The organism is Thauera humireducens, from assembly GCF_001051995.2.
GTDB classification, from domain to species: Bacteria; Pseudomonadota; Gammaproteobacteria; order Burkholderiales; family Rhodocyclaceae; genus Thauera; species Thauera humireducens.
Genome location: NZ_CP014646.1, coordinates 939,239 through 951,932 on the forward strand (window position 1 = coordinate 939,239; position 12,694 = coordinate 951,932).

Genomic DNA, 12,694 nt, shown 5'->3' on the forward strand with positions numbered 1-12,694 from the left:
CCGATCGCCGCACTGGCGATCGGGCAAAGGAGGTTCAGCGCGGCTGCTCAGGCAGCACGATGTTGACCTCGAGCACCTCGTAGTTGTCCTGTTTCTCGAGCTGGACCTTGATGTCTTCCGGATTCACCGCGACGTACTTCGAGATCACCTCGATCAGCTCACGCTGAAGGGCAGGCAGGAAGTCGGCGGTTGGTGTGCCGCCCGCGCGTTCGTGGGCGATCAGCAGCGACAGGCGGTTCTTGGCGATCTCCGCGGTCTTCTTCTTCTCGCCGAACAGTTTGGAAAGGAAGGACATTTCACTTCCCTCCGAACAGGCGCTTGATCAGCCCCGGCTTCTCGTAGGAAACGAAACGCAGCGGGCGCTCCTCGCCGAGGAAGCGCGACACCACGTCGCCGTAGGCTTCGGCCACGTCCGTGCCCTTGAGGTGGATCGCGGGCGTTCCCTGGTTGGAGGCATGCAGCACGGATTCCGACTCGGGGATCACGCCGATCAGCGGCACGCGCAGCAACTCCTGCACGTCCTTGTAGGACAACATCTCGCCGTCCTCGACGCGCTTGGGCGAATAGCGGGTGATCAGCAGGTGTTCCTTGACCGGCTCGCCGCCTTCGCGCGCGCGCTTCGACTTGCTCTGCAGGATGCCGAGGATGCGGTCGGAGTCACGCACCGAGGATACTTCGGGATTGGTCGCCACGATGGCCTCGTCGGCGAAGGTCAGCGCCATCACGGCGCCACGCTCGATGCCTGCGGGCGAGTCGCACACCACGTAGTCGAAGCCCATGTGCTGCAGTTCTTCGAGCACTTTCTCGACGCCTTCCTCGGTCAGCGCGTCCTTGTCGCGGGTCTGCGAGGCGGGGAGGATGAAGAGGTTCTCGCAGTGCCTGTCCTTGATCAGGGCCTGGTTCAGGCGCGCCTCACCATTCACGACGTTGACGAGGTCATACACCACGCGGCGCTCGCAACCCATGATGAGGTCGAGATTTCGCAGGCCGACGTCGAAGTCGATCACCGCAGTCTTGAAGCCGCGCAGGGCGAGGCCGGATGCGAATGCGGCGCTGGTGGTGGTCTTGCCCACACCGCCCTTGCCTGACGTTACGACGATGACTTTCACGGTTTCCCCTTGTTCGTGCTGTGTGGCCGCGCTCAGGCGAGCGGCAGCGGTTCGATGTTGAGTGTATGGTCGGCGCCCGTCAGACGCACCTGGGCCGCCCGTCCGGCAACCGTCTCGGGAATTCCGCGTTCGAAGGTGCGGAACACGCCGGCGATGGAAACGAGTTCCGGCCCGAAGTTGCTGGCGATGATGCGGGCACGCTCATCGCCGTTTGCACCCGCGATGGCGCGGCCACGCATCGGGCCATAGCAGTGGATGCTGCCGTCGGCGATGACTTCGGCGCCGGGGCTCACGCCCCCGATCAGCACCAGGTCGGCGCCGCGCGCATAGATCTGCTGGCCCGAGCGCAGCGGGCGGTCCACGAACAGGGTCGGCTGGATGCCTTGGGGGGGCGCAGTCGGCGCAGGCGCGGGGGCTTGGCTGGCCGCGGGTGCCGGCGCCGGGGCAGGGGCAGGGGCCTGGGGGGCCTGCGCTGCCGGCCGCTCACGAAGCGCGGCTGCGTCGAGTTCGGCGAAGCCGGCACGACGTGCCGACTCGGCATGCTCGGCTGGCAGGCTGAACACGCCGATGGGCTGCAGGCGGTAACGGCGCAGCAGGGAGTTCAGGCCCGCCCAGTCGATTGTCGCGGGAACCTCACGCAGACCCGAAAAATCGAGGACGACGGCTTCGCCGTTGAAGAAGTCGGGCATGCCGCCGAGCATCTTGTGCAGGGCGTCCGCCAGGGCGGGCGGTTCGGTGGCTTGCAGCATGGCGACGGTCGCACCGAGCGTGGTGTTGCGGAACTCGATCGGACGGACGGGCGCGGAAGCGGACATGGACGGAAGCTTCTTCAAAATCAAGGGAGTGTACTGACGCGCGTGCGATGGAGCAAGGGAGCAGACTCAGTGCAGGGTGCGCGGCTGGAATAGTGCATCGACATCAGCGGCGTCGAAGCGGTAGGTGTGGTTCGACACGTCGTCGTGCACCACGATTTCGCCGTGCTCGGCAAGGATCGCGCGGACTTCATCCTCGCCCAGGCTGCGCAGCATGGTGGCGACCTTCTCGGGGTCGGCCGGCCAGTCATGGGTGACGGCGCGGGGTTCGAACAGGCGCACGTTCTCCTCGGCAAACAGGCGGCGCAGGATCTCCTGCGGTTCGAGGCCGAGCAGTTCGTCGTTGCGCACGGTGTTCGCGAGTTGTTGCACGCGCGACCAGCCGTCGAGATCCCTGGCGTCCGCGCCTGGCAGCTTCTGCACGAAGAGTGCCGCTGCAGCGTGTTCGGTGGCCGCGAGCCACAGCCCGGCCGGTTGCTGTTCGGACTGTTCGAGGTAGTGCTCGAAGCACGCCGCAATGCTGTCGCCCTCGAGCGGCACCAGGCTCTGGTAGGGCTGGTCCATGCCCTCGACGTCGAGCGAGAGCTGCAGTCGCCCGTCGCCGACGAGGTCACCAAGCGAGTCGCCAGTCAGCACGCCTTCGGCCTTGGCATAGCCGCGCAGGTTAAGCGCTTCGCTGCAGTCGATCACCAGCAGGCTGACCGGGCCGTGTCCCGAGACCTGGAAGGTGAGCCGTCCGGGCTGCTTGAGGTTGCCGGCGATGACGGCGGACACCGCGCTCATCTCGCCAAGGAGGCGGGCGACGGCTTCGGGGTAGGCGCGTCCGTGCTGCATGGCCTGCCATACATCGGTCAGGCGGACGACTGCACCGCGGATGTCGAGGTCTTCCAGCAGGAAGCGCTGGACGTAGCTGGCGGGAGAGGTGCTCATGGATTCTGCTCCGTCGGGGCCGCGCCCTTGAGCGCGGCGGTAAAGGCGTCGGGGTCGAAGCCGACGAGCAGGGCGCCAGCGCCGCAATCGACGACGGGGCGGCGAATGAGGCTGGGCTGGGCCTGCATCAGGGCGATGGCATCAGCCTCGCCGGCGATGGCCTGCTGCTCGGGCGCGAGCTTGCGCCAGGTGGTGCCGCGCTTGTTGAGCAGGGCTTCCCAGCCGCTGCGGGCACACCAGCGCGCAAGCGTTTCGGCGTCGATGCCGGCCTTCTTGTAATCGTGGAAATCGTAGGCCACGCCGGCATCGTCAAGCCAGGCAAAGGCCTTCTTCATGGTGTCGCAGTTCTTGATGCCGTAGATCACCGGGCGCATGTCAGGTCCTCCGCTGCTCACTTGCTGCCGCGCGCACGGGCGAAGGCGTCGGCCAACGCGTTGCCGCCTGGCCGCTGACGATCGTTCTGTTCGCGACGTGGCGTCTGGACGGCAGAGCGCGGTCGGGCGCTGTTGCCACCACGGTCCTGGCTGTCGCCACTGCGCGCGGGACGACCGCCCGGCTCGGCGCGTCGGGCAGCCGGTTCGTCGGACATGCGCATCGTCAATGCGATCCGATTGCGCGGGATGTCCACTTCCAGCACCTTGACCTTCACCACCTGGCCGGCTTTGACCACGCTGTGCGGATCCTTGACGAAGGTGTTCGACAAGGCCGAGATGTGCACCAGGCCGTCCTGATGCACGCCAATGTCGACGAACGCGCCGAAGTTGGTAACGTTGGTGACCACGCCCTCGAGCAGCATGCCGGGCTGCAGGTCCTTCAGCGTCTCGACGCCCTCGCGGAAGGCCGCGGTGCGGAATTCGGGGCGCGGATCGCGGCCGGGCTTCTCGAGTTCGGAGAGGATGTCCTGTACCGTCGGCAGGCCGAAGCGCTCATCCGTGAATTCGGCCGGTTTCAGCGACTTCAGGAAGCTGCCGTTGCCCATCAGCTCGCGCACGCTCTTCTGCACCCTGGCGAGGATGCGCTCGACCACCGGATAGGCTTCGGGGTGGACCGAGGAGGCGTCGAGCGGGTTGTCGCCGCTGGGGATGCGCAGGAAGCCCGCGGCCTGTTCGAAGGTCTTGGGGCCGAGGCGCGGGACATCCTTCAGCGCGTCGCGGCTGCGGAAGGGCCCCTTGCTATTGCGGTACTCGACGATGTTGCCGGCAAGCGTGGTGTTCAGGCCCGAGATGCGGGCCAGCAGCGGCACCGAGGCGGTGTTCACATCGACGCCGACCGCGTTCACGCAGTCTTCGACCACCGCATCGAGGCTCTTGGCCAGACGCCCCTGATTGACGTCGTGCTGGTACTGGCCTACCCCGATCGACTTCGGGTCGATCTTGACCAGTTCGGCCAGCGGGTCCTGCAGGCGACGGGCGATGGAGACCGCGCCGCGCAGACTGACGTCCACATCCGGGAATTCCTTGGCGGCGAGCTCGGAAGCGGAGTACACCGAAGCCCCGGCTTCGGACACCACGACCTTGGTCAGCGGCAGTTCCGGGTGGCGTTTCATCAACTCCGCCGCAAGCGCGTCGGTCTCGCGCGAGGCCGTGCCGTTGCCGATCGCGATCAGCTCGACAGCATGCTTCTTCGCCAGTGCGGCGATGGTGGCGATGGCGGATTCACGGTCACGGCGCGGCTCGAACGGATAGACGGTCGCCGTGTCGACGAGCTTGCCCGTGGCATCGACCACCGCGACCTTGACGCCGGTGCGGATGCCCGGATCGAGGCCGATGGTCGGGCGCGTGCCGGCCGGCGCGGCCAGCAGCAGGTCCTTGAGGTTGCGCGCAAACACGCGGATCGCCTCTTCCTCCGCGCGCTCGCGCAGTTCGCCCATCAACTCCAGTTCGAGATGGATCGAGATCTTCACGCTCCACGCCCAGCGCACCGTGTCGGCCAGCCAGCGGTCAGCCGGCCGGCCCTGGTTGCGGATGCCGAAGCGCGCGGCGATGCGGCCTTCGCAGGGGTGGGGCGCCTCGGCGTCGGGTCGGTCGACGTCGAGTGTCAGCCGCAGCACGCCTTCGTTGCGCCCGCGCAGCAGCGCGAGCGCGCGGTGCGAGGGCATGGTGGCGATCGGCTCGGCAAACTCGAACCAGTCGCGGAACTTGGCGCCTTCGGTCTCCTTGCCTTCGATCACCGCCGACCGTACCTGGCCGTATTCATGCAGATAGTTGCGAAGTTCGCCGAGCAGGGTCGCATCCTCTGCGAACACTTCCATCAGGATCTGGCGCGCGCCATCGAGCACCGCCTTGACGTCGCCGAAGCCGGCTTCGGCATTCAGGTATTTCGCGGCCTCGAGGTCGGGGTCGAGCATCGCATCGGCAAGCAGGGCTTCGGCCAGCGGTCCGATGCCGGCCTCGCGCGCGATCTGCGCCTTGGTGCGGCGCTTGGGCTTGTAGGGCAGGTAGAGGTCTTCCAGCCGCTGCTTGGTGTCGGCGTTCTCGACCTCGACGCGCAGCTCGGCGGTGAGCTTGCCCTGTTCGTCGATCGAGGCCAGCACCGTGGCGCGGCGGTCTTCCAGTTCGCGCAGATAGCCGAGACGTTCGTCCAGCGTACGCAGCTGGGTGTCGTCGAGGCCGCCAGTGACTTCCTTGCGGTAGCGTGCAATGAAGGGCACAGTGGCGCCGTCGTCCAGCAACTGGACGGCAGCGATGACCTGGCGCGGGGACACGCCGAGTTCTTCGGCGATGCGGTGTTCGATCGGGGGGAGCATGGTGACGGTGCGTAGGGGGTGAAACGAAGGGCGGGATGGTGCAGCAAGCCGCCCCGTGCGACAAGTCCTGCGGTTCCGGCCGCGACACGCCGCAGGGCGCCTTCAGGACGTGGCGTCGATGCGGAAAGCAGCGCCAGAACAGGTCCGGCGCGATGATTCAGAGCGCGACGAGCGTCTGCCGTCCCCACCAGCTCTCGCCCGGCGCGAGTCGGACCGGCTGCTGCGCGGCCGCTGCTTCGACGCACAGCATGTGGCGGAAAGCGTCGTCGGGCAGGTCGACGATGGCCTTGCTGCGCTCGATCCAGGGGTTCCACACGACCACGTCGGGAAAGCCCTCGGCATTGATGCCCAGGCTGCGGTCGTACTCGCGCAGTAACACCGGCCGCTGAACGTCGTGATAGACGCGATCCGCCTCGCCCTCGATCAGCAGTACGTCGCCGCTGTCGCGCTTGATGCGGTTGGCGTCGGTCTTGTCGCGGAAGCTGAAGCCATGCAGGCCTTCGAGGCGCGATTCCTCGACCTCGCGCACGGCGAGATAGGTGTGCAGCGCCGCGGTGAACTCGAGATCGCCATCGCCGGTGTTGGTGACCTCGAACTCGAGATCGAGCCGGCTCTCTTCGAGCAGGATGCTGAGTTCGGCCGAGAATGCGTGCGGCCACAGCGTGCGCGTGGCCTCGTCATCGACCAGGCCCAGGGTGACGAGGGCGTAATCCTTGCTGCCGCGCTCGGTCAGCACCGACCAGTCGCGGGTGCGGGCGAAACCGTGTGCGGGCAGCGCGCCGAGATCGGCGAACTGGGGGAAGCAGACGGGGATGCCGCCGCGGATCGGTGTCTTGCGGTCGAGCACGGCGTTCGGGCTGAGGTAGAGCCGGTCTGTGCCGCCCGGTGGCGTCCAGGACAGGACCTGGCCGCCGAACAGGCTCACGACGGCCGAGGCGCCATTTCGGGTGCCGAGGCGCAGCGCGGGGAGGCCGCGGAAGTCGATGCGTTCAATGCCTGCGGTCATCGCGCTCAGTCCTGCAGCGGCAACACGCCGAGTTTGACGGTGTTGTCTTCCGGGTCGTTGCTGAGGACGAAGCCGAGCTTCTGCACGAACTTGAGCATGCGCTCGTTGCTCGAGAGGAACACGCCGTTCATGTAGGCGATGCCGCGGCTGCGCGCGGTCTCGATCAGCACGCCCATGAGCTTGCGCGCCAGCCCGCGGTGCTGCCAGTCGTCCGCCACCACCACCGCGAACTCGCATGACTCGCCGTCCGGGTTCACCGCGTAGCGGCACACGCCGATTTCCTTCTCCTTGCCGTCGACCTCGAGCGTGGCGAGGAACGCCATCTCCCGGTCGTAGTCGATTTGCGTCAGGCGCGCGACCATGGCCGGCGGTAGTTCGCGCATCGTGTTCATGAAGCGGTAGTACTTGGTCTCCGGCGACAGGCCACGCACGAACTCGATCTCGAGTTCGGCATCCTCCGGCTTGATCGGGCGGATGGTCACCACCGTTCCGTCGGGCACGATCCAGGTCTGGGTCAGGTGCGAGGGATAAGGATGGATCGCCATGTGGTCGTAGCGATCGGCCGTCGGCGACACGTTGTCGACAACGATGCTCGCGTCGACCGCCACCGCGCCGTTCTCGTCGACGATCAGCGGGTTGATCTCGAGCCCGGTGATCCACGGCAGCTCGCAGGCCATCTCGGACACGCGCAGCAGGACCAGTTCCAGCGCATTCATGTCCACCGCGGGCAGGTTGCGGAATTCGCCCAGGCGGGTGGCGATCCGCGTCGAACGGATCATGTCCTTGACCAGGAAGCTGTTGAGCGGCGGAAGGGCGACGGCGATGTCACGGTTGTCGGCGACCTGGTTGCCGCCCTCGCCGAAGGTGATGACCGGGCCGAACACCGGATCGCGCTTGACGCCGACCACCAGCTCGCGGCCATTGCGCTTCTGGATCATGGGCTCGATGGCGATGCCATTGATCACCGCGTCGGGCTGCACGCGCTTCACCTCGTCCAGGATCTCCTGGTAGGTCGAACGCACCGCGGCCAGGCTGCGGATGTTGAGGCGCACGCCGCCAACATCGGACTTGTGCTCGATGTTGGGCGAGTCGATCTTCATCACCACCGGCAGGCCGATCTCGGCGGACAGCACCATGGCTTCGGCGGCCGATCGCGCGACCACGGTCTGCGCGATGGGAATGCGGAAGGCCGCCAGCAGCGCCTTCGATTCCATCTCGTTGAGCTTCTTGCGACGCTCCGACAAGGCCATCTCGATCACGAGCCGCGCGCTTTCGATCGAAGGCGGCGAAAGGTGGGATAGCGAGGAGGGCGTCTGCATCAGCAGCTTCTGGTTCTGGTAGTAGGCCGAGATGTGGCTGAAGAGCTCGACCGCCGGCTCGGGTGTGCGGAAATGCGGGATGCCCGCGGCGCTGAACTTGTGGCGCGACTCGGTGACGAGCTCCTCGCCCATCCAGCAGGCCACGACCGGCTTGTCGGCGGTCTTCTCGAGCTCGATGACGGCGTCGGCGACGGCGGTGGGGTTGGTCATGCCCTGCGGGGTCAGCATGACCAGCACACCGTCCACGTTCGGGCCTTCGAGAACGGCCTTCAGTGCCTTGCCGTAGCGTTCCGAGTCGGCGTCGCCGAGGATGTCGACCGGATTGCCGCGCGACCAGTTGACCGGCAGCGCGGCGTTGAGCTTCTCCATTGTGCCTTCGGAGAAGTCGGCCAATGGAATTCCGATGTCGGATGCGCGATCGGCAGCCATCACGCCGGGCCCGCCACCGTTGGTGATGATCGCGAGGCGATTGCCGCGGGGACGGAAGTGCGAGAACAGCGCATTCGCGGCGGCGAAGAGCTGACCGATGTTGTAGAGGCGGATGACGCCTGCTCGGCGCAGCGCGGCGTCGAATACGGCATCGTCACCGATCGGCGCGGCCGAATGCGAGAGGATCGCCTTCGAGGCCTCCGGGTGGCGGCCGGCCTTGATCAGCAGCACGGGCTTGACCCGCGCGGCGCCCCGCAGCGCGCTCATGAAACGGCGGGCGTCGCGGATGCCTTCGACGTAGAGGAAGATGCTCTCGGTGCGCGGGTCCGAGATCATGTACTCGAGCACCTCGCCGAAGTCGATATCGGAGGACGAGCCCAGCGACACCACCGCGGAGAAGCCGACGTTGTTGGGCTTGGCCCAGTCGAGAATGGCGGCGCACAGCGCGCCCGACTGCGAGATCAGGCCGATGCTGCCCTTGAGCGCCGTGGCATGGGCAAAGGTGGCGTTCAGGCCGAGTTGCGGGCGCATGATGCCCAGGCAGTTCGGACCGAGCAGCCGGATGCGGTGACGATGCGCGGCGTCGATCACCTGGCGCTCGAGCAGGGCGCCGCGCGGGCCGGCCTCGGAGAACCCGGCCGACAACAGGATGGCGGCCTTCACGCCCGCCCGGCCACAGCTGTCCATGATGGCCGGCGCCTTTTCGGCACGGACGGCGATCACCACCAGGTCGAGGCGCTGCGGGACGTCCTCGACGGACTTGTAGCAGGCGACGCCGTGAACCGATTCATGCTTGGGGTTGATGGCGAACAGCTTGCCCTTGAAGCCCGCGTTGAGCATGTTGCGCATGAGCACGTCGCCCAGCGAGCTCTCGCGTTCGCTGGCACCGATGATCCCGACCGAGCGCGGCTCAAGGAGCGGAGTGAGATAGTGCTTGTCTTTCATGGCGGCAACCCGAATGAGTAGATGATCTGGTCTTGCGACGATCTCGCCTGCGGAGGCCAGAACTTATCCGCAGATTATACTGCAGTGCACAATAACGTAGGCGGCTCGGCACATCGGTGTTTCCCCTAGTGCGCACCGCTTGCTCGAACAGGGTAGCGCCCATGATCAATTCCCGAGCGAGAAAAGGAAGCGGGCGCCGTCCCCGGGCCTGGACTCGGCGCGGATGGTGCCCTCATGGCGCTGCACGATGCGCTGCACGGTGGCCAGCCCGATGCCCGTACCCGGGAAGTCCTCGGGCGCGTGGAGCCGGTGGAAGGGGCGGAACAGGTTGCCAGCGTGCTCCATGTCGAAGCCGGCGCCGTTGTCCTCGACGCAGAACACCCGCCGCCCGGCGGTGCGTTCAGCCCTAAACACAATGCGTGCCTTCGGCTGCCGCGCGGTGAATTTCCATGCGTTGCGCAGAAGGTTCTCCAGCATCACGTGCATCAGGCCACGGTCAGCGGTGACGACGAGTCCCTGCGTGATCTCGAACTCGACCTTCCGCTCGGGCTCCTCCGCCGTCAGCTGATCGATGATCTGGCGCGCCAACTCGGACAGATCGAAGGTCTCCTTCCGCAGTGGCTGGCGCGTCAGGGTCGCCAGCTGGATCAGGGCGTCGATGAGTTCGGCCATGCGCTCGGTGGCCTTGCGAATGCGCTCAAGGTAGGTGCGCACGTTTGGTTCGATGCGGCCTTCGAGTTCCTGTTCGACGATGCGGGCGAAGCCGTCGATGGCCCGCAGCGGGCTGCGCAGGTCGTGCGAGACCGAGTAGGAGAACGCCTCGAGCTCCCGGTTGGAGGCTTCGAGTTCGGCGGTACGCAGGCGTACGCGCGCTTCGAGCTCCTGATTGAGGTTGCGCAGGGTCAGCTCGGCCACCTTGCGTACCGAAATGTCGTCGATCGTTCCCGCCAGCCCCGCCGCCGCGCCATCGGCCCCGCCGACGGCGCGGCAGGTCACTTCGACCCAGCGGATCTCGCCACCGCGCGTACGCAACCTGAACTCGAACTCCGCGTCGTTGCTGAGCCCATGCAGCACATCGTGCAGGAGCTGGCCGGCGCGCTCGCGCTCGTCTGGATGAAAGTAGTCGATCAGGGGCTTGCCGAGGCAGCGCTGGACGGCATAGCCGCTGAGCTTGCCCCAGGCCTGGTTGAGGAAGATGAGATGCAGGGTGTCATCGGTACGGAAGATGACTTCCCGCACCGATTCCACCATGTCGATGTCCGGCTGGTTGTCGCCGTGGGTCAGCACCCGGACTGCCGGCCGCTCGGACCGGGGCGCCTTGCGCTCCGTGCGTGATTCGCCCGCGACTCTGGTGGCTTCCGGAGCGACTGTCGCGCCGTCGATCGGACCTGTCCGGCCCTGCGCCCTGAATCTGCGCCCGAGAAGAAAACCGCCGACGATGCCGGCGAGCAGGGCAAGGGGAACCGACCACACGGCGAGGGCGTTCGTACCCGTACTCGCCATCGCGGCCTGCGGGATAAGAAGCAGGAATGCCGCCGCGCCCCGTCGGCACCAGCCGTACGCGAGTGCGGCAGGCGTTGGATTCGCTGTCACGCGCAGCTCGAGGTCCTTTCGCAATGGAGGCGACAGGGGCTTCCATTGGCTTGTTGCCGTTGGGCAATCTATAGCACAGTTCGCAACATCGCGGCGTTCCGGCGTGTGAGCTGCGGGCCCGTTAGAATGCAGCCTGCACAATACGCGCGCCGCCGACAGGCGGCCGCCGACTATCGGACCCATCCATGCATGAACAGCTTCATCCCTCCGCCGTGACCCCCTCCGCCTGGGTGACCCGTTTCGCACCCCTCATCGCCGCGGGTGGCGAAGTGCTCGACTTTGCCTGCGGCAGCGGGCGGCATGCGCGCTGGCTGGCGCAGCGGGGCTATCGGGTGGAGGCGGTCGACCGCGACGGCATCGCCCTGCAGTTGCTGCACGGACTGCCCAAGGTCCATACGCTCGAGGCCGATCTCGAAGCGGGCGCCTGGCCCTATGGCGGGCGCAGCTTCGACGGCCTGGTGGTGACCAACTACCTGTTCCGCCCGCGCTTCGAGCCCTTGCTGGACCTGCTCCGGCCAGGCGGCGTGCTCATCTACGAGACCTTCATGCTGGGCAACGAGCGCTTCGGCAAGCCCAGCAATCCCGAATTCTTGCTGCGCCCGAACGAGTTGCTGCAACGCCTCGCGGGCAACTGGACCATCGCGGCCTTCGAGCAGGGCGAGGTGCAGCAGCCACGCCCCGCCGTCATCCAGCGAATCTGCGCCGTGCGCGGCCAGCCCGGAACGCTGGTACTACCCTAGGTCGAGAGGATGCGCCGGGCCAGGTCCTGGATGCCGGCGTCGCTGAGGTCGTCGCACGACAGCCGGGGCGCAGTGGCAAAGCCCGCGTAGTTGCCGTTCTGCGAGCGCCGGTAGAGCGGGTCGTAGTGAAGGTCGATCAACTCGCCGAACAGGGTGCTGAGGTCGCGCTGCGCGGCCAGTTCGTGCCAGCGCGCAATCGTCTCGCGGCTTTGCAGGTCGGCCAGGCGGGCGATATTGGCCTGGAGAAGGGCGACGTCGTCGCCCAGGTAACCGTAGTCCCGCACGAGGAAGCTCAGTCGCGCATCCCGTGTCGCGTCGATCGCGATGCAGGCGGAGCGTCGCATTGCGAGGATCAGCGGCTCCGGTACGAAGACGACGCCGATCTTTCGGCTCTCGGCCTCGACATAGACCGGCCTTGCCGGATCGAGAGCCTGCAGTCGCGTGCACAGCGTCGTTTCGAAGCGCTTCTGGGTGGGCTGAGGCCGGTCGGGGAGGGCGCCGAGCACCGAACCCTTGTGGGCAGCCAGATCCTCGAGGTCCAGGGTTTGCGCGCCGGCCCGCGCCAGCGCCTCGAGTATCCGCGTCTTGGCGCTGCCGGTCGGGCCGCACACCACCTGCCAGTGCAGCGCCGGTGCGATGCGTGCGATGTCGTCGATGACATGGTGGCGGAAGCTCTTGTAGCCGCCCTGCAACTGGTGCGCATCCCAGCCCACCATCCGCAGCCAGGTCGCGAACGAGCCGCTGCGCTGCCCGCCGCGCCAGCAGTAGATCAGCGGACGCCAGCTCTTCGGCTTGTCCTTCAGGTAGGTTTGCAGGTGGCGCGCGATGTTCTCGGCGACCAGCGCCCCGCCCAGCCGGCGGGCCTCGAAGGCGGACTGCTGCTTGTACATGGTGCCGACCACGATGCGTTGCTCGTTGTCGAGCACGGGGAGATTCACCGCGCCGGGGATGTGGTCCTCGGCGAATTCGGCCGGGGTGCGGGCGTCGATGATCTCGTCAAACCCGGACAGCTGTGCTACGGTCGCGACGCCTTTCTGCATGATGTTTGCGGGCGCGCTGCCGCGC

The 12,694-nt window shown here is 66.9% G+C and carries 11 protein-coding genes; 1 reads left to right on the forward strand and 10 read right to left on the reverse strand.

The features are described 5' to 3' along the window. Positions 1-34 precede the first annotated feature (34 nt). The 9 genes from minE to AC731_RS04425 all read right to left on the reverse strand — a co-directional run bounded on the left by minE (position 35) and on the right by AC731_RS04425 (position 10,799). On the reverse strand, positions 35-295 hold the full coding sequence (minE, locus tag AC731_RS04385) for a cell division topological specificity factor MinE (protein WP_004251542.1): 261 nt from the start codon (positions 293-295) through the stop codon (positions 35-37). 1 nt (position 296) lies between these two features. Continuing rightward, positions 297-1,109 (reverse strand): septum site-determining protein MinD, encoded by an 813-nt coding sequence (gene minD / locus AC731_RS04390; RefSeq protein ID WP_082794246.1) that lies wholly within the window; start codon positions 1,107-1,109, stop codon positions 297-299. A 32-nt stretch (positions 1,110-1,141) separates the two neighbouring features. Continuing rightward, a complete protein-coding gene (gene minC, locus AC731_RS04395) occupies positions 1,142-1,924 on the reverse strand; it encodes a septum site-determining protein MinC (protein ID WP_048709492.1) in 783 nt (260 codons plus the stop codon). A gap of 66 nt (positions 1,925-1,990) precedes the next feature. After that, positions 1,991-2,851 (reverse strand): Hsp33 family molecular chaperone HslO, encoded by an 861-nt coding sequence (hslO, locus tag AC731_RS04400; RefSeq protein WP_048709494.1) that lies wholly within the window; start codon positions 2,849-2,851, stop codon positions 1,991-1,993. After that, positions 2,848-3,225, reverse strand: coding sequence for an ArsC family reductase (locus AC731_RS04405; RefSeq protein WP_004251537.1), 378 nt, complete (start codon positions 3,223-3,225; stop codon positions 2,848-2,850). Before AC731_RS04405 ends, hslO begins: the two co-directional genes overlap by 4 nt. 17 nt (positions 3,226-3,242) lie before the next feature. Then, on the reverse strand, positions 3,243-5,597 hold the full coding sequence (locus AC731_RS04410) for a Tex family protein (protein WP_048709496.1): 2,355 nt from the start codon (positions 5,595-5,597) through the stop codon (positions 3,243-3,245). Between the two features lie 157 nt (positions 5,598-5,754). Further along, positions 5,755-6,603, reverse strand: a complete 849-nt coding sequence (locus tag AC731_RS04415; RefSeq protein WP_048709499.1) for a D-hexose-6-phosphate mutarotase — start codon at positions 6,601-6,603, stop codon at positions 5,755-5,757. Between the two features lie 5 nt (positions 6,604-6,608). Further along, entirely contained in the window at positions 6,609-9,296 is a 2,688-nt protein-coding gene (locus AC731_RS04420; RefSeq protein WP_048709501.1) for a bifunctional acetate--CoA ligase family protein/GNAT family N-acetyltransferase, read from the reverse strand. 165 nt (positions 9,297-9,461) lie between these two features. Further along, positions 9,462-10,799, reverse strand: a complete 1,338-nt coding sequence (locus AC731_RS04425) for a sensor histidine kinase (protein WP_237266602.1) — start codon at positions 10,797-10,799, stop codon at positions 9,462-9,464. A gap of 275 nt (positions 10,800-11,074) precedes the next feature. Here AC731_RS04425 and AC731_RS04430 point away from each other — a divergent pair, with 275 nt between their 5' ends. Next, on the forward strand, positions 11,075-11,629 hold the full coding sequence (locus AC731_RS04430) for a class I SAM-dependent methyltransferase (protein WP_048709504.1): 555 nt from the start codon (positions 11,075-11,077) through the stop codon (positions 11,627-11,629). On the opposite strand, the gene mnmH is transcribed toward AC731_RS04430, so the two are convergent. After that, complete coding sequence (mnmH, locus tag AC731_RS04435; RefSeq protein WP_004251527.1) at positions 11,626-12,669, reverse strand: tRNA 2-selenouridine(34) synthase MnmH; 1,044 nt, start codon at positions 12,667-12,669, stop codon at positions 11,626-11,628. The genes AC731_RS04430 and mnmH overlap by 4 nt on opposite strands. Between the last annotated feature and the right edge of the window lie 25 nt (positions 12,670-12,694).

What these genes read in the sequence shown, in the direction of transcription:
- minE (WP_004251542.1), bottom strand. Translation starts at nt 295, where the DNA reads ATGTCCTTCCTTTCCAAACTGTTCGGCGAGAAGAAGAAGACCGCGGAG.
- minC (WP_048709492.1), bottom strand. Translation starts at nt 1,924, where the DNA reads ATGTCCGCTTCCGCGCCCGTCCGTCCGATCGAGTTCCGCAACACCACG.
- hslO (WP_048709494.1), bottom strand. Translation starts at nt 2,851, where the DNA reads ATGAGCACCTCTCCCGCCAGCTACGTCCAGCGCTTCCTGCTGGAAGAC.
- AC731_RS04405 (WP_004251537.1), bottom strand. Translation starts at nt 3,225, where the DNA reads ATGCGCCCGGTGATCTACGGCATCAAGAACTGCGACACCATGAAGAAG.
- AC731_RS04410 (WP_048709496.1), bottom strand. Translation starts at nt 5,597, where the DNA reads ATGCTCCCCCCGATCGAACACCGCATCGCCGAAGAACTCGGCGTGTCC.
- AC731_RS04415 (WP_048709499.1), bottom strand. Translation starts at nt 6,603, where the DNA reads ATGACCGCAGGCATTGAACGCATCGACTTCCGCGGCCTCCCCGCGCTG.
- AC731_RS04420 (WP_048709501.1), bottom strand. Translation starts at nt 9,296, where the DNA reads ATGAAAGACAAGCACTATCTCACTCCGCTCCTTGAGCCGCGCTCGGTC.
- AC731_RS04425 (WP_237266602.1), bottom strand. Translation starts at nt 10,799, where the DNA reads ATGGCGAGTACGGGTACGAACGCCCTCGCCGTGTGGTCGGTTCCCCTT.
- AC731_RS04430 (WP_048709504.1), top strand. Translation starts at nt 11,075, where the DNA reads ATGCATGAACAGCTTCATCCCTCCGCCGTGACCCCCTCCGCCTGGGTG.
- mnmH (WP_004251527.1), bottom strand. Translation starts at nt 12,669, where the DNA reads ATGCAGAAAGGCGTCGCGACCGTAGCACAGCTGTCCGGGTTTGACGAG.